This window comes from Pseudomonas sp. R11F, assembly GCF_050312575.1.
Taxonomy (GTDB): domain Bacteria; phylum Pseudomonadota; class Gammaproteobacteria; order Pseudomonadales; family Pseudomonadaceae; genus Aquipseudomonas; species Aquipseudomonas palleroniana.
The window spans coordinates 68,628-90,608 of the sequence record NZ_JBNPJU010000046.1 but is presented as its reverse complement, the minus strand read 5'-3'; the positions used below and the strand labels follow the sequence as shown (position 1 = coordinate 90,608).

At 59.7% G+C, this 21,981-nt stretch carries 22 protein-coding genes; 14 read left to right on the top strand and 8 right to left on the bottom strand.

What is annotated here, in order from left to right:
• The first annotated feature begins 119 nt into the window (after nt 1-119).
• A complete protein-coding gene (locus ACQRBV_RS12715) occupies nt 120-518 on the top strand; it encodes a hypothetical protein (protein ID WP_411984823.1) in 399 nt (132 codons plus the stop codon).
• Between the two features lie 165 nt (nt 519-683).
• On the opposite strand, the gene ACQRBV_RS12710 is transcribed toward ACQRBV_RS12715, so the two are convergent.
• A complete protein-coding gene (locus ACQRBV_RS12710; RefSeq protein ID WP_244700515.1) occupies nt 684-1,259 on the bottom strand; it encodes a PIN domain-containing protein in 576 nt (191 codons plus the stop codon).
• Entirely contained in the window at nt 1,256-1,726 is a 471-nt protein-coding gene (locus ACQRBV_RS12705; protein ID WP_244700517.1) for a helix-turn-helix domain-containing protein, read from the bottom strand. Before ACQRBV_RS12705 ends, ACQRBV_RS12710 begins: the two co-directional genes overlap by 4 nt.
• 195 nt (nt 1,727-1,921) lie before the next feature.
• On the opposite strand from ACQRBV_RS12705, the gene ACQRBV_RS12700 reads away from it, so the two are divergent.
• The 3 genes from ACQRBV_RS12700 (at nt 1,922) to ACQRBV_RS12690 (ending at nt 3,853) form a co-directional block, all read left to right on the top strand.
• Nucleotides 1,922-3,085, top strand: coding sequence for an S-type pyocin domain-containing protein (locus ACQRBV_RS12700; RefSeq protein ID WP_411984824.1), 1,164 nt, complete (start codon nt 1,922-1,924; stop codon nt 3,083-3,085).
• Between the two features lie 14 nt (nt 3,086-3,099).
• Nucleotides 3,100-3,387: a colicin E3-like toxin immunity protein gene (locus tag ACQRBV_RS12695; protein ID WP_161550063.1), complete on the top strand. Its 288-nt coding sequence runs from the start codon at nt 3,100-3,102 to the stop codon at nt 3,385-3,387.
• A 145-nt stretch (nt 3,388-3,532) separates the two neighbouring features.
• A complete protein-coding gene (locus ACQRBV_RS12690) occupies nt 3,533-3,853 on the top strand; it encodes a hypothetical protein (RefSeq protein ID WP_305988033.1) in 321 nt (106 codons plus the stop codon).
• A gap of 127 nt (nt 3,854-3,980) precedes the next feature.
• Here the strand turns inward: ACQRBV_RS12690 and ACQRBV_RS12685 are convergent, their stop codons facing one another.
• Nucleotides 3,981-5,333 (bottom strand): sensor histidine kinase, encoded by a 1,353-nt coding sequence (locus tag ACQRBV_RS12685; protein WP_411984825.1) that lies wholly within the window; start codon nt 5,331-5,333, stop codon nt 3,981-3,983.
• Entirely contained in the window at nt 5,330-5,992 is a 663-nt protein-coding gene (locus ACQRBV_RS12680; protein WP_060754342.1) for a response regulator, read from the bottom strand. The genes ACQRBV_RS12685 and ACQRBV_RS12680 overlap by 4 nt, the downstream gene beginning before the upstream one ends.
• A gap of 147 nt (nt 5,993-6,139) precedes the next feature.
• Between ACQRBV_RS12680 and ACQRBV_RS12675 the strand changes: the two genes are divergently transcribed.
• Genes ACQRBV_RS12675 through ACQRBV_RS12655 form a run of 5 tightly spaced genes read left to right on the top strand, consistent with a single transcriptional unit; the run spans nt 6,140 to nt 10,911 of the window.
• Nucleotides 6,140-6,406: a PepSY domain-containing protein gene (locus ACQRBV_RS12675; RefSeq protein ID WP_060754343.1), complete on the top strand. Its 267-nt coding sequence runs from the start codon at nt 6,140-6,142 to the stop codon at nt 6,404-6,406.
• A 1-nt stretch (nt 6,407) separates the two neighbouring features.
• Nucleotides 6,408-6,953, top strand: a complete 546-nt coding sequence (locus ACQRBV_RS12670) for a cytochrome b/b6 domain-containing protein (RefSeq protein WP_411984826.1) — start codon at nt 6,408-6,410, stop codon at nt 6,951-6,953.
• Nucleotides 6,954-6,973: 20 nt separating this feature from the next.
• Nucleotides 6,974-8,242 carry a sialidase family protein gene (locus ACQRBV_RS12665; RefSeq protein ID WP_161550059.1) on the top strand — a complete coding sequence of 423 codons (1,269 nt, stop codon included), beginning with the start codon at nt 6,974-6,976 and terminating at the stop codon, nt 8,240-8,242.
• On the top strand, nt 8,242-8,853 hold the full coding sequence (locus ACQRBV_RS12660; protein WP_411984827.1) for a hypothetical protein: 612 nt from the start codon (nt 8,242-8,244) through the stop codon (nt 8,851-8,853). The genes ACQRBV_RS12665 and ACQRBV_RS12660 overlap by 1 nt, the downstream gene beginning before the upstream one ends.
• Before the next feature lie 36 nt (nt 8,854-8,889).
• Complete coding sequence (locus tag ACQRBV_RS12655; RefSeq protein ID WP_411984828.1) at nt 8,890-10,911, top strand: LTA synthase family protein; 2,022 nt, start codon at nt 8,890-8,892, stop codon at nt 10,909-10,911.
• Here ACQRBV_RS12655 and ACQRBV_RS12650 read toward each other — a convergent pair whose 3' ends face one another.
• Nucleotides 10,912-11,286 (bottom strand): c-type cytochrome, encoded by a 375-nt coding sequence (locus tag ACQRBV_RS12650; protein ID WP_060754348.1) that lies wholly within the window; start codon nt 11,284-11,286, stop codon nt 10,912-10,914.
• 166 nt (nt 11,287-11,452) lie between these two features.
• On the opposite strand from ACQRBV_RS12650, the gene ACQRBV_RS12645 reads away from it, so the two are divergent.
• The 3 genes from ACQRBV_RS12645 to ACQRBV_RS12635 all read left to right on the top strand — a co-directional run bounded on the left by ACQRBV_RS12645 (nt 11,453) and on the right by ACQRBV_RS12635 (nt 14,881).
• A complete protein-coding gene (locus ACQRBV_RS12645; protein ID WP_060754349.1) occupies nt 11,453-11,833 on the top strand; it encodes a response regulator in 381 nt (126 codons plus the stop codon).
• 193 nt (nt 11,834-12,026) lie between these two features.
• On the top strand, nt 12,027-12,641 hold the full coding sequence (locus tag ACQRBV_RS12640) for a biliverdin-producing heme oxygenase (RefSeq protein ID WP_060754350.1): 615 nt from the start codon (nt 12,027-12,029) through the stop codon (nt 12,639-12,641).
• On the top strand, nt 12,638-14,881 hold the full coding sequence (locus ACQRBV_RS12635) for an ATP-binding protein (protein WP_411984829.1): 2,244 nt from the start codon (nt 12,638-12,640) through the stop codon (nt 14,879-14,881). Before ACQRBV_RS12640 ends, ACQRBV_RS12635 begins: the two co-directional genes overlap by 4 nt.
• Here ACQRBV_RS12635 and ACQRBV_RS12630 read toward each other — a convergent pair.
• Both ACQRBV_RS12630 and ACQRBV_RS12625 read right to left on the bottom strand, forming a co-directional pair.
• Nucleotides 14,872-18,192 carry a DEAD/DEAH box helicase gene (locus tag ACQRBV_RS12630; RefSeq protein ID WP_411984830.1) on the bottom strand — a complete coding sequence of 1,107 codons (3,321 nt, stop codon included), beginning with the start codon at nt 18,190-18,192 and terminating at the stop codon, nt 14,872-14,874. The genes ACQRBV_RS12635 and ACQRBV_RS12630 overlap by 10 nt on opposite strands.
• Nucleotides 18,193-18,197: 5 nt before the next feature.
• Nucleotides 18,198-18,716 carry a hypothetical protein gene (locus tag ACQRBV_RS12625; RefSeq protein ID WP_411984831.1) on the bottom strand — a complete coding sequence of 173 codons (519 nt, stop codon included), beginning with the start codon at nt 18,714-18,716 and terminating at the stop codon, nt 18,198-18,200.
• A 166-nt stretch (nt 18,717-18,882) separates the two neighbouring features.
• Here ACQRBV_RS12625 and ACQRBV_RS12620 point away from each other — a divergent pair, with 166 nt between their 5' ends.
• Nucleotides 18,883-19,896, top strand: a complete 1,014-nt coding sequence (locus ACQRBV_RS12620; RefSeq protein WP_090368645.1) for a sensor domain-containing diguanylate cyclase — start codon at nt 18,883-18,885, stop codon at nt 19,894-19,896.
• A 3-nt stretch (nt 19,897-19,899) separates the two neighbouring features.
• Here the strand turns inward: ACQRBV_RS12620 and ACQRBV_RS12615 are convergent, their stop codons facing one another.
• Nucleotides 19,900-20,928, bottom strand: coding sequence for an amino acid ABC transporter substrate-binding protein (locus tag ACQRBV_RS12615; RefSeq protein ID WP_411984832.1), 1,029 nt, complete (start codon nt 20,926-20,928; stop codon nt 19,900-19,902).
• Between the two features lie 143 nt (nt 20,929-21,071).
• On the opposite strand from ACQRBV_RS12615, the gene ACQRBV_RS12610 reads away from it, so the two are divergent.
• Nucleotides 21,072-21,965, top strand: a complete 894-nt coding sequence (locus ACQRBV_RS12610; RefSeq protein ID WP_411984833.1) for a LysR substrate-binding domain-containing protein — start codon at nt 21,072-21,074, stop codon at nt 21,963-21,965.
• Nucleotides 21,966-21,981: the final 16 nt, after the last annotated feature.

Here is a 21,981-nt window from a genome sequence, read left to right as displayed (position 1 = left end):
AACAGGAAAAAATAACTTGTATGTTCGAATGTGTCATAAGAAGCGAAAAAAAATAAGCCCCCACAAACTTTTATTAAAAATACAACAACAACAACAACAACAACAAGAGAAGTACACCTATGAAATCTGACCCTCAAAAAAAATCAAATAACGACTCATTCTACTCCGACATCTTGAAAGAGGACGAACTAGGTGCAACCATCCGCGCGCACATTTACATCGAATCTGCTCTCGAAAAATTAATCGAAACATTGACATCTGATTATGCACATGTCAAAAAAATGCAGCTCGACTTCTCTCAAAAGGTAAATCTCGCCGTTGCTATAGGAATGCCAAAAGATTTAGCTCCGGCACTTTTAGCACTTGGAAAAATTCGAAATAAATTCGCTCACAGGCTCGATACAAAAATTGACGAAGAGCTCACCAATAACCTTTACAAACAATTTTCACCAGAGCAGAGAAATACAATACATGCCTCATTCAAAAACACACTTAAAAAACATCAGATCAGAGGATAAACTTTTCTAATCTAAACCCCAGAGAAAAATTTGCGATCTTATCAGTGGCATTAATAATGCAGATCTTCACCCTTACAAATATATACAGCGAATAAAATTCGTAAAACGCGGCAGCTTTAACCAAGGAAACCCCTCCGCAGTTAGGTTTGCACAGTGATATGGATTTTAAAGCATTACCTCATAAGGCCCAAGAACCTTACTAGTCTGCACCAAGCCCTGTCGCATCAACATCTCAATGTAATTCCCCGCCTCCATAGGAGGCCGCTTCAACGCTCGCCTCTGTTTCTGCGCAGCCCCCAACACAGCCGCCTGATCCAGATCCCAAAGGTCTGAAATAAAGTCATCCGGATGCATCGGCTCAATATCATAGGCAGCCAGGATATGCGGCGGAAAGTCTTTCAAATTGAAGGTCACGATAACCTCAGCCTTGCTCCGAATCGCCGCCGCCAGCACGTGGCGATCATCAGGATCAGGCAAATCCAAACCAGAACATAGGTCCTCATATCCCGTCACCAAAGCATCGGGTATCGCCTTGTCCATCAGGGCCGACGTGCAATTAACTTGCTCTACCGTGAGATCAGGTCGGTTCTTGAGCACGTTCCGCTTCCACTCTTCATGAATTTGGTTAGTCCATCTCGCTCGATACAGCCCCGACAAGCCAAGCCACATCAGCAAATCCCGAAGAGCCGCCGGGTAGAGGACACAAGCATCGTATACAGCAGTAAAAGGCGAACACCTCATCCGTCATACCCCATTCCCAACTCTTGGGCTTGTTGCGCCAGCGCTTCCATTGCCTCTTGGCTTTCTTCATCACGTCGCTGCTTGAACGACATCAAATCCGAAAATCGAATTCGCCGATGACGACCCGTTTTTGTAAAGGGGATAGCACCTTCCTCCAGCATCTTGACCAAATGGGGGCGTGAAACATTAAGCAGGTCGGCGGCCTCCTGCGAGGTCAACTCGGCATGAACTGGCACTACTTTGACGGCATTGCCAATAGCCAACTCACCCAGAATATCGACCAGCAGGCGCAGTGCTGAGGTGGGCAGTACCAGGGTGTGGGGTTTGTCTTCTTTGTCGAAAATGTCGATGCGCTGGGTTTCAAATTTGGTCGACAACAAAGACGCTAGCTCGCGCTGGCCTTGCACGGCGGCTTCGACTTCCTTCTCCAGCGGAAGGATCGTTTTGGGAAGGTGGTTAGTCATCATGATGCAACTCCGGCGTCACGTAATTCAGTTGAGAACAACGCTAAACGAAATAAACGAAAATCGCAATATTCGAAAACGCGACCACCCGCTCAAGCATCAGTCCACTTTTCTCACATCAACCACCGAATTAAGCCGACATCAGCCACTGAGCCCCCCTCTTAGGCTCACTCCCTCGCACAAGGAAGTGAGCCGGTCATGTCAGAGCGCTTTTACCCACCCAACGAAGAACAACTACTCAAACATCGGATCCTGATCCCGCAGCCATCGCGTGTGTCGTACTCGCCGGCTGTTGATTTTTTCGAGCCGCCCCCTGCCCCGGCCCCTACGCTAGCCAAGCCTCCTGGCTGCGTTTTCATCAAGCCCTGCCAACTGCCTGACGGTGTCACCCACTACTTCAACCCCACCGGTTACATCCCCTTGGAGCTGATCAAGGAGTACGCCCATTTAAGCCTGCTGGGTGGGCGTGAGGTGGATGGCCGAGGGGCGGTTGCCTTGCGCAAGATCGGCGGCAGCGCACTGCCTGCAGGCTTGGGACAGTTGGCGTTGCGTTCGGCGGTTCTGGAGTCGGCGGCCACTGCCGTCGGGTCTGTCGCGGGAGGCTTGTTGGCAGGGTTGGTGGCACTGGCTTGGCCGTCGGAGCTGGGTGACAGCGCGCTCTACAGCGAGGAGCAATTGCGTTCGATGCAACGGGCGCGTTCGCAGGTGCGCTTGCACATAGAGCAACGCGAGGACGGCACGCTCAAGGGGTATGGGTTTTACACGGGCAACCATGCCGATTGGCAGATGATCGATGTGGTGCAGTTCCAAACCCGTGGCGATCAGTTTGTGGCGGACCTGGATGAAGGCGTGGAGCTGATCTGGACGCCCGCCGTTGACCCAGGTGACACGCTGGGTACTCCCGCCTTGGAGGCTGCGCCGCAGGCGCCGGTGATCTGGATTTACCCACCGACGGAGAAGGCGGCGCAGATTCTGGTGAACCTGATTTACCCGCCGGAGTATCGGGATTTTATTCTGGTATTCCCGGTGGAGTTGGGGGTTCGGCCGCTGTATGTGGTGGTGAATGAGCCACGTAAAGGCTTAAGAAATCCGGATCATGATTACTTTGCAGCGCCAAGGACCGAGGACATTACTGGCTTCCCAGGTTTAATAAAGCAAAAGAGGAAAACCCCAAAAAAGGATGGTAGCGGCCTTCGTGAGCGTTGGAAGGATGCTAAGGGGCGTAGACTTTTTGAGTGGGATTCAGAAAAAGGTGAGCTGGAAGTCTACAGATACAGCGATGTTAAACACCTAGGTTCATTTGACCCCTATACCGGCGAGCGGCGGGGTCCAGCGAAAGATGAACGACGCATTAGAAAATAAACAGAGAGTCAATCATGGTGATGAAGATAAGACTGGAATGGTTTGACAAACAAACCGAAAACTTAGAAGCGGACGAGTACTCTGCAAACCTTGATGAGGACGATGGCATCCTTAAAGCACTGGACCTACATGATGAACCTGAAATCTATGCCGGAGGGTTCGATGTACTCCCAGACTGGATAGCGATTCTCCAACCGCATTTCCGGCATGTTATAGAACCGAGCCGTTTCGACTACCAAATCTCCTTCCGCTACCAAGGCGCCTGGCCACCGCCGCCAAAGCAACCCAAGAAGGCGTCTTGATGCAATGAAACCTACACCGAAAAAGCCCCTCCTCTACCGCTCGGTCAACACCCGAACCCATGGCGTGCGCCACGGCAGTTGTCGGGCTTACCGATATGAACGACACACCAAAAGCGAAAAAGACAAACTGTCAAACCGTGGGTCAATGCACAGCCATCAACAACACGGTTTTGATTACACCCCACTCTTCCGGTTTCTTCTATCCAAGGTCGGCCACCCATGGGATCAGGTTTTCAGCGAAGCCAAAGCCCGCCTGGATCGCCCAGAGCCCATATTCTGGATGGTTGCGCTACATGAAAGCGACAAGCAGGATGACGTGAGAACGGATGAAAACAGCTACTACAGCGGCCTGTGGGTCGACGAAGCCGGGCTGTTGCAAAAGGTCAATCCACAGCTGACGGCTGAGCAGATGGAACCGTCCTGCGACTGCTGTACCCACACCTTCAACGGCGTGGTGTTCGCATAGCCTTTCGCGCGCAAACGGCGAAGGACAGCGATACGAGCATCGGGGCCTGCCAGGCATACCGAGGTGATCCCATCGCAGCCTCGCTGGGGCTCGACAGCTCCCACAGGGGATAGGAGGTGCGGCCGCTTCAGGTGTTCTCAAATACCAACCGCGCGCACAACCCGCCCCGCTCGCGGTTATGCAGCGCCAAGCGGCAGCCGATCTTGCCGACGATCATCTGCACAATCGCCAACCCCAACCCCGCGCCATTGGCATTGCCTCGGCTGTAAAACCGCTCGAACAGGCGCTCCATCTGCGCCTCGTCAATCCCCGGGCCCTGGTCTTTCACGCTCAGGCAATGGCTGCCGATCACGACTTTCACTTCGCTGCCCGCAGGGGAGAAGTTGAGAGCGTTGGTGACCAGGTTCTGGAACGCAATGGCCAGCGCCACCGGTTCGGTGGCGACCCAGCAAGCCTCATTGCCTTCGAGCACCAGGTCCACGCCTTTTTCCAGGGCGAGCGGGGTCAACTCGGCGAGTTCTTCGCGCACCAGTTCGGTCAGTTGCACCCGTTCACATACGGGGTTGTTCAGTTGCGGTTCGATGCGTGCCATGGTCAGCAGCTGGCTACCGATGCGGGTGGCGCGGTCGACGCCGTTGACCAGAAACTCCAATGCCTCGCGCCGTTGTTCTTCAGTGACGGCGCTCTGCGCGTTCTGGGCGTGAATGCGCAGGATCGCCAGCGGCGTGCGCAGTTCGTGGGCCGCGTCGGCGATAAAACGGCGTTCACGGTCCAGCAGTTCATCCACTTGGACCAACAGGCGGTTGAGCGCGGTTTGCATGGGCTCCAGGTCGCCAGGTAAGGGCTTGAGGTGCAAGGGTTGCAAGGTCTCGGCGGTTCGCCCACGGATGGACAGGGCCATGCGGCGCAATGGTTTGAAGCCCCAGCCAATCACCAGCCAGATCAACAGCGCCAGCAGCGGTACGCCGATCAGCGTGGGCCAGAGGGTGTGGCGCACAATGCGCTGGATCAGGTCCTGGCGGATGTCATCGCGCTCGCCCACCCAGATCAACAGGCCCTGCTGCGGGTCGGCCAGGAGGAAGGCGCACCAGTCGTTGCCGCTGTCCATCAGGTCGTGAGAACCGAGGGTCGCGGGCGGCGCCGCCAGCACGGGGGCTTCGGCGGAGCGCACGAGCAATTCACCCGCGCTGTTCCAGACCTGGAACGTCAGACGGGTTTCATAGGGGTGGGCCACGCCATCCTCGCCTACTCGGCTCATGGCCTGGTCAAACGCCTGGTACAGCCGGTCCCAATCCGCTTCGCCGGGGTCACGCTGGCGCAACACGCCTTGCAGCAGGCGCGCACTCTGGGCGAGTTGAGCGTCGTAGACTTCTTCGATTTCGTGGTGGCTGTCACGCAGCACCAACCAACTGATCAGGGCGTCACCCGCCAGGATCAGTAGCAACACAGGGACGAGGATGCGCGCGCGCAGCGAGGTCATGGTTTGAGCGCCAGTACATAGCCAACACCGCGCACGGTGCGGATCAGCTCGGTGGATAACTTTTTGCGCAGGTTGTGGATCAACACTTCCAAGGTATTGCTCTCGACCCGATCCTGCCAGCCATACAGCGCACGGGACAGGCGTTCACGGGTCACCACCTTGCCGGGGCGCACCATCAGTTGGTGCAGCAGTTGGTATTCCATCGGGGTGACGATGATGTCGGCGTCCTGGTAGCGCACCTGCTGGGTCGCCGGGTCGAGGCTGATACCGGCGTGCTCGAGCATCGGTTGCGCACGCCCCTGACTGCGGCGCAACAGAGCGCGCACGCGGGCTTTGAGTTCTTCGACATCGAAGGGTTTGATCAGGTAGTCATCCGCGCCGGCATCCAGCCCGGCGATGCGCTCGGCGGTGCCGTCGCGGGCGGTGAGGATCAGCACCGGGATATCGTGCTGCGCGGCGCGCAATTGCTGCAACAGGTCGAGACCATCGAGGCGCGGCAAGCCGAGGTCGAGCAGCAACAGATCGAAGCTCTCCGTGCGCAGGGCATGCAGGGCCGCGAGGCCATCGTGCAGCCAATCGAGGGTGTAGCCTTCGGCGCCCAACGCCACGCGAATGCCCTGGCCGAGGGCACGATCATCTTCGACGAGGAGTAGGCGCATAGCGAAATCTCTGTAGGAAACGGCCGCATCATGCCGGGTTCTAGCCCTGGCTATTTCGGCAAAGATGTTACGGCGCATTGCCAACTAAGGTTGCGCTAAGGTTGGTTTTGCACTGTGAAACCTCCCACATTTGCTGAGAGCTTTTCCATGCGCAAAATTCTCCTGCTGTCCCTGATTCTCGCCAGCCCCCTGGCCGTCGCCGGCCCGCAGTGCACCACCGCCGAGCGTTCACAGTGGCAAGACGAAAAAGCCTTCCAGGACAAGCTCAAGGCCGACGGCTACACGATCAGCAAATTCAAAGTCACCGACGGCAACTGCTACGAGATCTACGGCTTCGACAAGGACAAGCGCAAGGTCGAGATCTACCACGACCCGGTCACCGGCAAAGCCGTGAAGACTGAGATCAAGGGCTGATATGCCGGGCGACTCCCTGCGTCTGTGGGACCCGCTGGTCAGGCTGTTCCATCTGTCGATCGCCGGGGTCTTCATCGCCAATTACGCCTTGAATGAGGCGGGCGATACCTGGCATGTCTGGCTGGGCTATTACGCCATGGCCTGGCTGCTGGTGCGCACCGTGTGGGGGTTCGTCGGGCCGCGCAGCGCACGCTGGGCAGACTTCTGGCCCACGCCAAAACGGCTGAAGGCCCACGTGCGTTCCCTGCTCAACCGCAACCCGCAACATCGCTTGGGCCATTCGCCGCTGGGTGCGCTGGTGATGGTGTTGATGCTGTCGGCATTGCTGATACTGGGTGTCAGCGGTTTCCTGATGCAGGAAGTGGACGCGCTGTGGGGCGCCGACTGGCCGCTGCAAGTCCACGCGAGCGCCGCCAATGTGTTGCTGGCGCTGGTGTGCGTGCATGTGCTGGCGGCCGTATTTGAAAGTATCCAGGTGAAGGACAACCTGCCGTTATCCATGCTCACCGGCCGCAGGAAGCGCTTGCCGGATGAGCGTGCGCAGTAATCTTTTCCGACAGGTTCTCTATGCGCTCCGCCTTAATCATTTGCAGCCTGCTCGCGGTATTTTTCGCTGCCTGGCAAAGCCATCCGCCGCATACCCTGGCGCCATTTGCCCAAGCCGGCCCGAGCGATACGCCAGCCGCCACGACGCCGCACTACACCAGCCGTTTTGTGTCCTCGCAGCTCACCGACTTTGTGCACTCCTCTTCCGTGACGGCCCTGCCCGGCGGTGATCTGATGGCGGTGTGGTTTGCCGGCTCTCGCGAAGGCGCCGCCGATGTGCAGGTGCGCACTGCGCGGTTTGATGCGCGTAGCGGCGAATGGGGCGCCGAGCAGGTATTGGCCACGCGTGAAAGCACCCGCGATGGCACCCAGCGCTACATTCGCAAGTTGGGCAACCCGGTGATCGCGCTGGGTCCGGATCAACGCCTGTGGATGTTTTATGTGTCGGTGTCGGTCGGTGGTTGGGCCACCAGCGCGATCAACGTGATGGTCTCGCAGGATCTGGGCGCCAACTGGTCGGCGCCTCGCCAACTGGTGACCTCGCCCTTCTTCAACATCAGCACGCTGGTGCGTGCCGCACCGGTGTTTCACGCCGACGGCTCCATCGGCCTGCCGGTTTACCACGAGTTCATGGGCAAGTTTGCCGAGTACTTGTACTTGAGCGCCGACGGTGCGGTAATCGATAAATTCCGCATCAGTCGCGGCAAGCATTCCCTGCAACCGACCATCGTGCCGCAGGATGGCCAACGCGCCGTGGCGATGCTGCGCTATGCCGGTGACACCCATCACCGGGTCCTGGCCAGCCGCACCGAAGATGCCGGGCAAACCTGGAGCGAACCCTACCCACTGGCCCCCGCCAACCCCAATTCGTCGCTGGCAGCCGTCGCCACCCAGGACGATGGCCTGCTGGTAGCCCTCAACGACCTGCAAGACGGTCGCTTCAAGCTCAGCCTCTACGGCACCGACGCCCGCCTCAGCCAGTGGCGCAGCGTGGTCGAGTTGGACCAGTCGCCTGACCCGCAGGGCCAACCGTTCGCCCCCGACGTGTACAAAGAAATCATCGGCGAAGGCTTTCGCGCCTCCAGCGGGGCCCGGCGCCTGCCGCTGGCACAACGTTTCCTGAGCAACCTGGACTACCGCGTGTGCAAGCCCCGTGGCTGTGAATTCGAATATGAATACCCCTACTTCAGCCGCAGCCCGGACGGCATGTACCACCTGGTGTACTCCTGGAATAACACCTTTATCAAACACGTCAGCTTCAACGAAGCCTGGCTCGCGGAGCGTCTGTGATGATGTCGTTGTGGCAAGCCCATTTGAGTTTTGTGCTGCTGGGCTTTGTGCTCTCCAGCACGCTGGGATTCACCCGGCGATGGCGGCCATGGTTGCTACCGATGTGGGCAGGGCTCAGCTTCATTCCCGTGCATGAACTGCCGCTGGCCGCCTACGTGCGCAGCTTCACCGATGACTTGGCCATCAGCACCCTGGTGTTGCTGGCGTGGGTCGCGCTCTGCCGTTTGGGGCTGCGGCAACCGCTTGAACCCAGGCATCAACGGCAACTGCTGATGCTGTTCGGTGGGCTGAGCCTGCTGCTGTATCCGGCCACGCTGGGGCTGACGTATATCGACCCTTACCGTTGGGGTTTCAACCCGCGCCCGATGATCGTGATGCTGGCAGCTGCCGCGTTGTTACTCGCGTGGCTGCGCAATGCCCTGTGCGTCTGGATGCTGGCGCTGGGCACCCTGGCGTTCGCCTTGCGGCTCAAGGCTTCGGAGAACTACTGGGATTATCTGGTCGATCCGCTGTTGGCGGGTTACTGCCTGGTCGCCGGATTATCGCAACTCAAACTGTGGGAGCGGGCTTGCTCGCGATGGCGTCGGCACGGCCAGAGCCGCTTTGGCTGATACACGCTGCATCGATTCAAAAAATGAGGACGAAACATGGGTGCGTTGCAATCACGCCGCCTGCGCTACGGCGTGGGTGCGATCGGGTTGGTGTTTGTGTTGCTGGCGGCACTGCGGCTGGTGTTTGTGGTGGGCTTTTCGGGCCTGGATCTGAACACGCCAGGGCTGATGAAAACCCTGGGCATCGGCCTGCGGTTTGACCTGCGCCTGGCGGTATTGATCCTGTTGCCACTGGCCGTGCTGGCCTGGCTGCCACGCTGGAACCTCACCACGCTGCCGGCCCTGCGCTGGCTGGCACGCGGCTATCTGGTGCTGGTATTGGCGGTGGTCGGCCTGGTGTACATCATCGATTTCGGCCACTACGCCTACTTGGGGACACGCATCAACGCGACCGTGCTTCGTTACCTGCAAGACGCGCAGATTTCTCAACAGATGGTGTGGGAAACCTACCCGGTGCTGTGGATAACTGCCTGTTGGCTGAGCGCCGTGGGGCTGTGGGTGTGGGCGCTGGTCTGCCTGGAACGACTGACCCTGGACCGCAAAGCCCAGCCCATCGGCAAACTGGCGCTGGCCCCTGTCTCAGTGACCGGCGTCATCGCGGTACTGCTGGCCCTGCTCGGCCGCGTGGCTAACCTCAACCTGGAAAACCCGGTGCCCCTGCGCTGGAGCGACGCCTTCTTTTCCGGCAACAGCCAGGTGGCTGCGGTGGGCCTGAACCCGGTGCTGTTTTTGTACGACACGCTCAAGGTCGGCCAGGCGCAATTCGACGAAGCCAAGGTGCGCGAGCTGTACCCGCAAGTCGCCCACTACCTGGGCGTCGACCAACCCGATGCCGAGGGCTTGAACTTTACCCGCGAACAGGCCGTGCAGCCCTATCGCCTGGCCGGAGAGCGGGCGCCCAACGTGATCTTTGTGATGCTCGAATCCCTCGGCACCAGCGCCGTGGGTGCCTACGGTAACCCGCTGAACCCCACGCCGAACCTGGACAAACTGGCGACGCAAAGCTGGTTGTTCAAACACTTCTATGTGCCCGTCACCGGCACGGCGAAAACCGTTTGGGCGAGCATCACAGGCGTGCCCGACGTAACCCGCCGGGAGACCGCCACCCGCAACCCGTTGATCACTCGCCAACACACGTTGATCAACGCGTTCGAGGGTTACCAGAAGTTCTACATGATCGGCGGCAACGCCGGTTGGGCGAATATCAACGCCCTGATCCGCCAGAGCATCGACGGCGTGCAACTGTTTGAGGAAAGCCACTGGCGCTCGCCACGCGTGGACGTGTGGGGTATTTCCGACCTGGATCTGTTCAAGGAAAGCGATCGGCTGCTAAGCGCTGTTCCCAAGAACCAGGCGTTCTTCGCCTACCTGCAAACCTCCGGCAACCACCGTCCCTTCACCATTCCTGAGCAAAACGATGGTTTCCAGGTAAACGACGTCACGCTGGAGCAGGCCCAGGCGGCCGGTTCACGCAGCGTCGAGCAATACCAGGCGGTGCGGCTGCTGGACTACAACATCGGCCGCCTGATGGAAATCGCCAAGGCCGGCGGCTGGTACGACAACAGTATTTTTGTGTTCTTCGGCGACCACAACACGCGCATCAGCCAGATCCCGCACATGGCCCCGGCTTTCGAGCAATTGGGCCTGGAAAGCAACAACGTGCCGTTGCTGATCCACGCGCCCGGCCTTGCGCCTCGCGTGATCGAAGAAGCGGTGGGCCTGGCCGACCTGCTGCCCAGCGTGGCCGGCCTGGCGGGCGTGCCGTTTACCAATGGCGCAATGGGCCGAGATATCCAGCAACCGGCGCCGGAAGGCGAACGCATGGTGCCGTTGGTACTGCAGGAAGGTACATTCCCGATTATTGGCGGGGTCACCCAGCGCTTCCTCCTGCAAATGCAGCACGACGGTAGTTCACCGACGCTGCATGACTTGGCCTCGCCGACGCCTCGCGAAGACGTCGCCCAGCAACATCCCGAAGCGTTCCAGCGTTTACAGGCGCTGACACGGGGGCTGCATGAAAGTGCGCGGCTGATGCTGTTCAGGAATGTGCGCGAGTAATCACTTGGGCTGGAAGGTTTCCAGGTACGCCAGGATGTCCTGGATTTTTTGCGGGTCACTGATGCCCCAGAAAATCATGCGCGTACCGCTGACCACTTTCTTCGGCGCCTCGATATAGGCGGCGAGTTTGTCGCGGGTCCAGACCACGCCGGAGTTTTTCATCGCATCGGAGTACTGATAGTCCGTAGTGGTGCCGGCGGGCCTGTCGATGATGCCGTTGAGCTGCGGGCCGAAACCACCCCGCGCGCCCTCGCCGATGCTGTGGCAGCCGCCGCAGGTCTTGGTGAAGAGCTTGCCGCCCGCCTCGGCATCCCCGGCAGCGAAGGCCGGGCCGGTGGTGAGCATCAGGGCGCAGGTCAATAAGGCGTACTTCATGGGCGACTCCACATCAGGTGTAGCGGGCGATTATGCCTGTTTGTCAGTCGGCCATGCCTTGAGGCGTGCGCGCCGATGACCACTCATCGTTTTGGATAGCCTGGATCGAACCTATTCGAGCCGGTCCCACTCCATCTAGTTGTTATCAGCGGGTGAAGTAAAAATCATGGCTCAGCCAGCAATTTTAGTGTTGGAAGACGACGAAATCATTCGGGCGTTGATGGTGGATGTACTGGAAGATTTCGGTGCACAGGTGACGTCGTTTCCGTCGGCTGATGAAGGCATGATTTATCTGGAACGCGGCGATGCCCCGGTCGACCTGATTGTCAGCGATATCCAGATGCCGGGTTTACTCAACGGGTACGACTTGAGCAAAGTCGTGGCCCATCGCTGGCCCTATGTGCCGGTGGTGCTGACCTCCGGCAATACTCGGTTGGCGGCTGAGTTGGGCAAGTCGGTGAGGTTCCTGCCTAAACCGTGGAGCGTCGAGCATTTGCTTGATTGCGTGCAAACGGAGCTGACGCGGCAAGGTTTTTCGATGCATTAATAGCACCACGCTATCATTTTCAGTGAACTTCACGGTACGTGCCAAGGTCGTTAGTGAAGCTAGGAGCGATTTTTCTGATCCGCCGGTCAGTGTTTTCGCCTTTCGCGCAGAACCCGGCCATGAGTTGTGTAGAATCGTCGCCCATTTCCACGCGTCATTCATGGCCGACAGGCCCACAGTTCGAGCTTATTGAATGCATTCACAGGCCCATGACGTCAGTGCGCCCTCGTTGCTGGAAGCGTTGCGCACAGGCACCGGCTTGTTGCATGTCGCGTTGGAAAAGCGCTTGCCGTTTTTTTCCGAACACCTGGACGCGCAGTGGTATCAGCGCTTGCTCCAGGCGTATTACGGATTTTATGCACCGATGGAAGTCAGCCTGTACGCAAGCGGCCTGATCCCCGCAGGCTTTGACCCGGCACAGCGTGTGAAAACCCCGACACTGGTGAACGACCTGAAAGCCCTCGGCCTGGATGACGAAGCCATAGCGGCCTTGCCCTACTGCCGCCAACTGCCGACCTTCGACACACCCGCCGCGTGCCTGGGCGCCCTCTACGTGCTGGAAGGCGCGACGCTCGGAGGCCAGGTATTGCGCCGGGAAATGGCCCAGCGCCTGGCGGTGAATGCCGACAACGGTGGCGCATTTCTTAACGTCTACGGCGCCGAAACCGGTCGACGCTGGAAAGACTTTCTCGATTACCTGGGTTGCCTGCCACTGGACGCTGACGCCAAAGCGCGCGCGGTCATTGCTGCCCGCTCGACATTCAGCGGCTTTGAGCAATGGCTCGAACGCCAGGAGGTACTGCTATGAAACCCGATGATTTTGAAGAACTGCTGGCCAACTGCGCCGACGAACCGATCCGCTTCCCCGGCGCCATCCAGCCCCACGGCGTACTGCTGACCCTGTCGGAGCCGGGCCTGAATATCATCCAGGTCAGTGCCAACGTCAGCAGCCTGTTTGGTCACGCGCCGGAGTCACTGCTGGGCCAGCCGTTGCACACACTGATCGGGATGGACCACGCCCAGGCCGTGCAATCGATAGCCGAGCACAATACGTTTTTCGACGCGCCGACGCTGCACGTCACCTTCAATGGCGAGCCCTTCGAAGGGTTGCTGCATCGCCACCAGAATGTACTGGTGCTGGAATTCGAACCGCGGCTGGAGCACTTCAAGCCGCGCGCGCTGAATGGCCGCACCAGTGACCTGGGCAAGATGCTAAAACGCCTGCAATCGGCGAAAACCCTGCAGGCGCTGTACGAAATCAGCGTGGCCGAAATCCAGGCCATGACCGGTTACGACCGCGTACTGATCTATCGTTTCGAAGAAGAAGGCCATGGCCAGGTGATCGCCGAAGCCTCGGCACCGTCGATGGAGCTGTTCAACGGGCTGTTCTTCCCGGCGTCCGACATTCCGGAACAGGCCCGCGAACTGTACCGCACCAACTGGCTGCGTATTATCCCGAATGCGGCCTACGAGCCAGTGCCCTTGGTGCCCAAGTTGCGCCCGGACACCGGCCAGCCGCTGGATTTGAGTTTCGCCACCCTGCGCAGCGTGTCGCCGATTCATTGCCAGTACATGCAAAACATGGGCGTGCTGTCGTCCATGAGCATTTCGCTGATGAAGGGCGACAAGCTTTGGGGGCTGATCAGTTGCGGCAATCGCGAGCCGTTGCTGGTGCCCAACGAACTGCGTAGCGCCTGCCAGACCATCGGCCAGGTGTTGTCACTGCAGATCAGCGCGATGGAAGCGTTGGAACTGAACCGGCAGCGCGAAGAAAAAATCGACGCCTTGGCCACCCTCGACAAAGCCATGAAAGCCTGCGACGGCAACGTGTTCGACGGCCTGGCCCAGCAAGGCCAAGTGCTGATGGACCTGACGCTGTCCGGTGGTGTGGCGATCATCGAAGACAGGCAACTGCACCGTTTCGGCAATTGCCCGGAACCGGCACAGATCCGAGCGCTGCATAAATGGCTGCAAGACAGCGGCGAAGCGGTTTTCTCCAGCCATAACCTGGTGTCGGTCTACCCACCCGCCGCAGCGTTTCAACAGGTCGCCAGTGGAGTCTTGGCCATGAGCCTGCCGAAGCCTGTGGATAACGGCGTGTTGTGGTTCCGCCCGGAGGTCATCGAGAACGTCAACTGGAGCGGCGACCCGAACAAGCCCCTCGACCTGGAAAGCTCTGACGCCGGCTTGCGCCTTCGCCCGCGTACGTCCTTTGAAATCTGGAAGGTGGAAATGGCCGGTATCTCCACCAAATGGAGCCATGGCGACCACTTTGCCGCCAATGACCTGCGCCGCTCGGCCCTGGAAAACGACCTGGCCCGCCAGGTTTTGCGTGAACAACAGGCCGTACGCGCCCGTGATGAGCTGGTGGCGGTGGTCTCCCACGACCTGCGTAACCCGATGACCGTTATCTCGATGCTCTGCGGCATCATGCAAAACGCCTTCAGCTCCGATGGCCCGCACACGTCACGGCGGATTTCGTCGGCCATCGACACCATGCAACAAGCCGCCGGACGTATGAATACGTTGCTGGATGACCTGCTCGACACCTCGAAAATCGAGGCGGGGCGTTACGTGGTCAAGCCGGTGGCGCTGGATGTCAGCCAGATGTTCGAGGAAGCCTATGCCCTGCTGTCCCCACTGGCGATGGAGAAAGGTATCGACCTGTCGTTCAACGCCGAGCCGGGACTTCGGATCAACGCTGACCCGGAGCGGCTGTTCCAGGTCCTGTCGAACCTGATCGGCAACGCCATCAAGTTCACCCCGCGCCAGGGCAATATCGGTATCAGCGCCATGAGCCATGGCGAAGAGATCGTGTTTTCGGTACGCGACTCCGGCGAGGGCATCGAACCCGAGCAATTGCCTCACGTCTTCGACCGTTACTGGACCAAGACCGAAAACAACCCCACCGGCACTGGCCTGGGGCTGTATATCAGCCAAGGGATCGTGCAGGCTCACGGCGGCAAGATCGTTGCTGAAAGTGAGGTGGGGCGTGGCAGTGAGTTCCGCTTTACGGTGCCACGCCTCCACGACAACGCTCAGGCCTGACCCAAGCGGTCGGGCGACGCTTGTGCCCGCCCGCTCTTGTTAAGGATGCCGAACGCATTACGCGTGAGCCGGGCCAGCGCATGTTCGCCACGCGCGGCCAGGGAGAAGTGTTCCAACTCTCCCCACAGCTCAATGTCACCCACCAGGTAGACCCGATGCCTGGCGCGGGTCAGCGCCACATTCAGCAGGTTGGGTTTGGAGGCGGCCCATTGCGCGCCTCCCGCGTGGTCCCTGTCCGCGCCCAGGATCATGAACACCGTGTCCTGCTCTTTGCCCTGAAACGTATGCACCGTGCCGACGTTACGCTTGAGCCACTCTTTAAGGTCCGTGCGCCGGGGCTCGGCCCCCGCCCATTTGACTTGCATCAGGTGCTGGCGCAACGCCTGGCGCACGGCCTTGAAGGGCGACACCACATACAATCCGGGCAATGCCTGGTCGCGCTGGAACAGGCACACGATCACCTTCGCCATGAATTCAATCTGCTCGTACACCACTTGTTTGCGGGTCACGTTGCCGCGGATGTCGACCCAGCCGCTGGGCAGGTCGATCAGCGGCGCGTCCGGGGCGTTTCGCTGCGCAAGGCCCAAGACCATCTTGTCGTCATAAGCCATGCGATTGGCCAGGGAAAACATCGGGTCATAGCAACGCCGGTGCACGCGCAACGGGCTGCCAATCCAGAGACGCTGCCCCATCATCGGCGCATAGGTGCCAAAACGGCTGGCTTGATCCGCCAGGCGTTGCACCGACACCTGATGGGGCGCATAGCTGTCGTCCTGGGTAAACGGTGACAGTTGCCCCAAGGCCGTGATCAGTTGCCGTGGCAGGGTAAACACCGGTTCAATTTGCAACGGGTCGCCTACCACCACACAACGTCGGGCTCGCCATAGCGCACCGACCGCCGCCTGGGGCACCGCCTGCCCGGCTTCGTCGATAAACACCCACCCCAGCGCGTCGTGTTGCAAGCCTCGGAACTGATTGGCAAAGGAGGCAAACGTGGTGGACACCACCGGCACGATCATGAACAGGTTTTGCCAGATCGGCAGTACGTGGCCGGCGTCTTCCGGCTGCTTGTTGTTCAGCAGGTTGGAGATGGCCCATAGATTGGAGCGCATGCGGTTTTTGGGCTGCCCGGCCTCATGCAACCAGGCTTGCTGCAATTGCAGGGCAGCCGCGAACAACGCCGAGCGCAGTCGAGCGAACTGAGCGTCATGCCACAGACCGTTGATCTGAAACTGCGGCAACTCCAAGTCAGCCAGGGCGGCAGGCAGCACAGGAACACCCAGGCGTTGCTCAAGTACCGCACGCTCTGCGGTTTTGGTTTCCCAGTCGCGAGACCTTTGCGCCAGGCTGCGCTCACCGGCTTGCCGTTGAGCGTCAAGCTTCGCGAGCTGGCAGGAAAGGGTCACCGCTTCGCTTTTGAGCGCTCTGAGACGAGCATGCGATTCGAGCTGCAACTTGGCATTTTCAGCGCATTGGCCCATGTAGGTCTTGGCAGACTGGGTGCGCCACAACCGCGCCCACCAACCAGGCGAGGTGCGATCGATCAGTCGTTGCTGTTCGACGAGCAACAGGCACTCCTGCCCCTCCACGTGCTGCAGGCGCAGATTCTCGCGTACAGCCGCGTCAGCAGCCTCCACGCCCGCTCGCAATTGCGTATGAGCTTGCTGCGCCTGCGCCACGTAGCTGGCCTGGGTACCATCGCCCAGCTCTTCGAGCAATTGCGCCAGGCGCTCGCGCTCAGCCAGTGCGGCGCTGACGGCCTTGTCGGCCAGGCTGAAAGCGGCGCGAGCCTCAGCAAAACGGGTCGGCTGCGCCTGATCGAACCACTTCCAGAGGGTCTGCGGCCGCTCGGTTTTATCGGACTCGAATTCGTTGAAAAACAGCCCTTCGCGAAAGCGTCGCCGATTACCGGCGTTGCCCAATGCACAGCTGACAAGGCCCCAGGGAACGTCCCGGCCCTCGGGGAAAACCGGGCCGGATTTTTTGACCTTCACGGCCAGGTTATGAGCCACCGGTTGCAGGTAACCGACCGATTGCCAGGCAGCGTCCAGGGCGCTGCGCTTGGTCAAGTCCACCGAGATGTTTTCCACCGCGGCATTATTCGACGATGCCACGACCATCTCGAAACCGGTCAGGGCCTCGATCAAGGGCCACACCTTGCGTTGTTCATCCATGAAACGAACAGTCAGCGGCTGCGTACTGAACGCATCATTGACGCTCGACAGGCCCGACAGCACCCGCGCACGGCGCACGATGTTGTCGGCAAACAGATCTCGCAACAGTGTCGTCTTGCCGGTACCCGGCGGCCCGTTGACCGCAAACAAGCCGCTGTACTGCAAGTCTGCGCCGGCTTGATTGAGCGCGAACTGTTGCATCAGGCTCATCGGGTGCTCGGCGTTGCCCAACCAGTGGCCGATGCTCAAATGGCGCGGCCGCAGCCGTTGGTACAACAGCTCGCGCCCGGCGTTGGAATACAGGTCCAGGCGTTGATCGTCGGCAAGCGGGGTCAGGTACTGCCGCAGGGCGGCGGGCACGTTGCCTGTCCGCACACTGTGCATCGCCCGCTCGAGATCGCCGATGTAAAAGCTGTTGAGGATGTCGAGGTCGTCGACAGGGTCATCCTCATCCTCCTCCTCTTCTTCCTGGAGTGTTGCGGGCTCCTGATCGCTTGCATCATCAGGCGCCTGGGTGGTCCTGGCCTTGGTCTTGACCTCAAGTACGGCAAGCGGCTGGTCAGCCCCTGGGTAAAAACCCGCCCACTGGCACAGGGTCTGGTGCAGCGAAAGCACTTCACTCGCCGTCAGCGGGCCGCTGGCATTATCCACACGGGTGGCGAAGAAGTTGTTGAACCGGTTGACCAAGTCGTCGCGGGCAGACTCGAACTCGGCGGCTCCCAGCGCTCCCAACCCGTGGGACAACGCCTGGCCCAAGGCCCAAGGTGCAGTAGAAATGGAGATGGAGCCGGCGAGGGGGCAACCGGACTTATCCAGGCTGATCCTGGCAAAACAGGTCTGCCCCTCAAGGTCGGCACGCGCCTCTTCCTCGAAGCGCCCGGCGGCACTCAACGGTGCGGGAACCGGTACTAACTTCTCACACAGCGAGAGCACTGCAGACTTGTCGAACACGCCCAGGAAGAGGCTGTAGCTGATGATCTCCTGATCAACAGGGACATCCATGCGATTCCACTGGGTAGAGCCGGCGTCGAGACAGGCTTGCGGCAAGATCACCTTAGATTGCCAGTCCTCCAACTCATCCAGGCGCTGATCCAGGCCATAGGGCACAAAAAATTCGACCTTGTGCCAATAATCCAATATGGCTAAAAGTCTTTGCTGATCAAAGGGTGCCAACGTCCTGTATCCCGAATATCCATAATCGAAGGGTGAGTGTACACGCCCCCTCTTCGCAGCGGAGCAGCGCCATCGCCACGCTCGGTCATCTTTTGACGCGAGACGTTTATAGTCCAGTCGCCCAGTGCTCTGTAGGTTGGGTACGCGTCGACCCGCTCGACACGTTCCCACCAACGGAGATCGCCATGATCGATTTGTTTTTCAGCATTCCGCCCAGCTATGCCTCCCTGCATCCGGATCGCAGTGTCACGCCTGACCGGCCCCCAACCGTAAAACCCAAGCCTGCGCCCGAGCCTGGCCCCGCCATCGATTTCAGCGGGCGCCGAAACAAAGCGGCTCGCCCAGGCAATCTGGATAGCCTTGGAGGCGGAAGCGTTCTTTAAACGCTGCTTGAGATTTTTGGCAGGAGCGAGCTTGCTCGCGAAAAACTCACAGGCGCCGCGCTCATTCAGGCAACCCGCGTTAGCGTTGACGTTTTTCGCGAGCAAGCTCGCTCCTACATCGGCATGAGTGATGGCTCATAGCCACAACTCTAAAGCAGTATTCTCGCCCTATTCAAAGCCCACGGCCCACGAGGTAAAGTAGCGCCAGCCACGGAGTATCGGCGTCAACCATGATTGGCCCTCAGAGCCAATCCAAGCAGGGAGCGCGCATATGGACGATACCTCCGACAACCCGCCGCTGAGGAACGATTTTTCCGACCTCAACAGCGAACTGCTGCACGCGGTCATGGAGTTGGTCAGCGATGGGATCTGGGATTGGAATGCCAATACCGGCTTCGTCTACCGCAACCCCGGCTGGTACGACATGCTCGGCTACCCCCGCCACTCCATGGAGAACAGCGTATTCACCTGGGAGAACGTGATCCACCCGGATGATTACCCGCAAGTCATGACGCTGTTCGATGACTATATTCATCATCGTGCGCCCTTTTACCGAACCGAATACCGCTGCCGCAAGGCCGATGGCACTTACCTGTGGATCGAAGACCGCGGCTACATCATCGCGCGCAATGACGACGGCTCGGTGGCGCGCATGGTCGGTGCCCATCGCGACATCCAGATACGCAAATCCTCGATCGAACAGCTTGAGCGACGTAACCAGTCCCTTGAAGCCCTGGTAGCCGAGCGCACCCGCGAGCTGTCACGGGTCAACCAGCAACTGCAATTGCAACTGGAAGAAAACCGTTCCCTGGCTGAACGCGACGCCCTGACCCACGTGGCTAACCGCTACTGCCTGGAGAAAGTGCTGCTGGAAGAATGCGAGCGCGCCGAACGCTTTCGTTCGCCGCTGGCGCTGGTGGCCATGGATATCGATGACTTCAAGCCGATCAATGATCAGCACGGCCACGCCGTCGGTGACCAGACCCTGGTGCGTGTGGTGGAGAGCCTGTCGGCCTGCGTACGCGAGGGCGACCTGCTGGCGCGCTGGGGCGGCGACGAGTTCATGTGGGTCTTGCCCAAAAGCTCGCTGGCGGTTGCCAGGGCGCTGGCCGAAGAGGCCCGCCGCGCCATGCACGAGGCTCCGGCGGTAGGTGCGTTCGCCCTCACCTTGAGCATGGGGGTGGTCGAACGTCGGCCGGGTGAGTCTCCCGCCGCCCTGGTGGCAAGGGCCGATCAAGCGTTGTATCGGTCCAAGGCGGCGGGAAAGGACAGGGTGTCGGAATAACGATCAGCGCACCGGCGGCGCGTACTGGATGCCGCCTTCACTCCACAATGCATTCAGCCCGCGCTTGATCTTCAATACGCTGCCCTGGCCGATGTTGCGCTCGAACACTTCGCCATAGTTGCCCACCTGCTTGACGATCTGCACCACCCAATCCTTGCGCAGGTTCAAATCCTTGCCATATTCACCGTCGGCGCCGAGCAGACGGGCGACGTCGGGATTGCGGGTGGTCTTGGCTTGCTCTTCGACGTTCTGCGAGGTGATGCCCATTTCCTCGGCATTGAGCATGGCAAACAGCGTCCACTTGACGATGCTGAACCACTCATCGTCGCCCTTGCGTACCAGCGGCCCCAACGGTTCCTTGGAGATCACTTGCGGCAGCACGACGAATTCGTCCGGGTGGGCCATCTTGATGCGCTGGGCGTACAGGCCCGACTGATCGGTGGTCAACACATCGCAACGCCCGGATTCCAGGCCCTTGGCGCTTTCATCGGCGGTATCGAAGGTGATCGGCGTGTACTTCATGCCGTTGGTACGGAAGTAATCGGAGACGTTGAGTTCGGTCGTCGTGCCGGCCTGGAGGCAAATGGTCGCACCGTCCAGTTGCTTGGCGTCGGTCACGCCCAACTTGTGGTTCACCAGAAAGCCGATCCCGTCGTAGTAGGTCACGCCGGTGAACACCAGGCCCATGCCCGAATCACGCGAACTGGTCCAGGTGGTGTTGCGTGAAATCACATCGACTTCACCCGATTGCAGCGCGGTGAAACGCTCCTTGGCGGTCAGCTGGCTGAACTTCACTTTCGAGGCATCGCCAAATACCGCTGCGGCGACGGCATGGCACACATCGACGTCAATCCCCGTCATCTTGCCCTGGCTGTCCGGTACGCCGAAACCCGGCAGGCCGTCGCTGACCCCACACTGGATAAAACCCTTCTTCTGAATCGCGTCCAGTGTTGCGCCCGCGTGCGCGGTGCCGGCCAGGGCCAAGGCTGCAGTGGTGCCGATCACGGCCAAGGTGGTTTTGAATGGGTTCATGCAAGGCGCTCCCTGTCATTCCTTTTTATTCGGCGCTGCACAGCCCGCGCCGGTTTATAGTGATGCCAGGCAGTATCTGCGGGTTTCCCGCCTGCCACAAACGACCTTTCGGCAAAGGCTCCTTCCAATTTGGAATGAACTGCATGATTTCAAAACGCTTGACCCCTTCGATGACCGCCTTGCAATGCTTCGAAGCGGCCGCCCGCCATCTGAGTTTCACCCGTGCCGCTGAAGAACTGCACCTGACCCAAAGCGCAGTGAGCAAGCAGGTGGCGCAACTGGAGGAGATGCTGTGCCACAACCTGTTCGAACGGGTGCGCCAGCGCTTGTACCTGTCACCGGCAGGTTCGCTGTACCTGGCCGAAGTGCACAAGATCTTGACCCAGGTGGATATCTCCAGCCGCTATATCCTCACCTACGGCGGCGAGACCGAAGTACTGCGCATCGCGACCCAGCCAACGTTCGGTGACCGTTGGCTGGTGCCCAAGCTCAAGGATTTCGCGGCCAAACATCCCCGTATCCACTTGGACGTGCGCAACGAGCTGGAGCCTTTTGACGTGCTGCAGGCCAAGGCCGATATCGCGTTTTTCTTCGGCCAGGGCTCATGGCCGGGGGCGACCTGCATCGAGTTGTTTCACGAGGCGGTGGTGCCGGTCTGCGCACCGGGGTTCGTCGCCGAGGGCAGCGATGCCTCTTCGCGCCATACCCTGTTGCAGTGCACATCGCGCCCGGAAGCCTGGCACGAGTGGTTTCTGGAGCAGGGCCTGCACTCGCAGAACAGCTACCACGGGCCGCGTTTCGATACGTTCTACATGTGCATCCGTGCGGCGCAGTCGGGTTATGGCGTGGCATTGGTGCCGCAGTATCTGGTGGCCGAGGAGTTGGCCAGCGGCAGCTTGATGATCCCGTGGAACTACGCAATGCCCAGCGCCGGCGCGCATTTTATTGCCCATGCCGAACATGCCGGCGATATCCCCAAAGTGAAGGCCTTCCTGAACTGGATGGTCGACTACGTCGGCGCACATCCTGACTTTTAATAATGACCCGGCGACT

What these genes read in the sequence shown, in the direction of transcription:
- ACQRBV_RS12610 (WP_411984833.1), top strand. Translation starts at nt 21,072, where the DNA reads ATGATTTCAAAACGCTTGACCCCTTCGATGACCGCCTTGCAATGCTTC.
- ACQRBV_RS12705 (WP_244700517.1), bottom strand. Translation starts at nt 1,726, where the DNA reads ATGATGACTAACCACCTTCCCAAAACGATCCTTCCGCTGGAGAAGGAA.
- ACQRBV_RS12675 (WP_060754343.1), top strand. Translation starts at nt 6,140, where the DNA reads ATGCGCAAAATTCTCCTGCTGTCCCTGATTCTCGCCAGCCCCCTGGCC.
- ACQRBV_RS12670 (WP_411984826.1), top strand. Translation starts at nt 6,408, where the DNA reads ATGCCGGGCGACTCCCTGCGTCTGTGGGACCCGCTGGTCAGGCTGTTC.
- ACQRBV_RS12620 (WP_090368645.1), top strand. Translation starts at nt 18,883, where the DNA reads ATGGACGATACCTCCGACAACCCGCCGCTGAGGAACGATTTTTCCGAC.
- ACQRBV_RS12650 (WP_060754348.1), bottom strand. Translation starts at nt 11,286, where the DNA reads ATGAAGTACGCCTTATTGACCTGCGCCCTGATGCTCACCACCGGCCCG.
- ACQRBV_RS12615 (WP_411984832.1), bottom strand. Translation starts at nt 20,928, where the DNA reads ATGAACCCATTCAAAACCACCTTGGCCGTGATCGGCACCACTGCAGCC.
- ACQRBV_RS12655 (WP_411984828.1), top strand. Translation starts at nt 8,890, where the DNA reads ATGGGTGCGTTGCAATCACGCCGCCTGCGCTACGGCGTGGGTGCGATC.
- ACQRBV_RS12645 (WP_060754349.1), top strand. Translation starts at nt 11,453, where the DNA reads ATGGCTCAGCCAGCAATTTTAGTGTTGGAAGACGACGAAATCATTCGG.
- ACQRBV_RS12680 (WP_060754342.1), bottom strand. Translation starts at nt 5,992, where the DNA reads ATGCGCCTACTCCTCGTCGAAGATGATCGTGCCCTCGGCCAGGGCATT.
- ACQRBV_RS12710 (WP_244700515.1), bottom strand. Translation starts at nt 1,259, where the DNA reads ATGAGGTGTTCGCCTTTTACTGCTGTATACGATGCTTGTGTCCTCTAC.
- ACQRBV_RS12635 (WP_411984829.1), top strand. Translation starts at nt 12,638, where the DNA reads ATGAAACCCGATGATTTTGAAGAACTGCTGGCCAACTGCGCCGACGAA.
- ACQRBV_RS12685 (WP_411984825.1), bottom strand. Translation starts at nt 5,333, where the DNA reads ATGACCTCGCTGCGCGCGCGCATCCTCGTCCCTGTGTTGCTACTGATC.
- ACQRBV_RS12715 (WP_411984823.1), top strand. Translation starts at nt 120, where the DNA reads ATGAAATCTGACCCTCAAAAAAAATCAAATAACGACTCATTCTACTCC.
- ACQRBV_RS12665 (WP_161550059.1), top strand. Translation starts at nt 6,974, where the DNA reads ATGCGCTCCGCCTTAATCATTTGCAGCCTGCTCGCGGTATTTTTCGCT.
- ACQRBV_RS12690 (WP_305988033.1), top strand. Translation starts at nt 3,533, where the DNA reads ATGCACAGCCATCAACAACACGGTTTTGATTACACCCCACTCTTCCGG.
- ACQRBV_RS12700 (WP_411984824.1), top strand. Translation starts at nt 1,922, where the DNA reads ATGTCAGAGCGCTTTTACCCACCCAACGAAGAACAACTACTCAAACAT.
- ACQRBV_RS12640 (WP_060754350.1), top strand. Translation starts at nt 12,027, where the DNA reads ATGCATTCACAGGCCCATGACGTCAGTGCGCCCTCGTTGCTGGAAGCG.
- ACQRBV_RS12695 (WP_161550063.1), top strand. Translation starts at nt 3,100, where the DNA reads ATGGTGATGAAGATAAGACTGGAATGGTTTGACAAACAAACCGAAAAC.
- ACQRBV_RS12660 (WP_411984827.1), top strand. Translation starts at nt 8,242, where the DNA reads ATGATGTCGTTGTGGCAAGCCCATTTGAGTTTTGTGCTGCTGGGCTTT.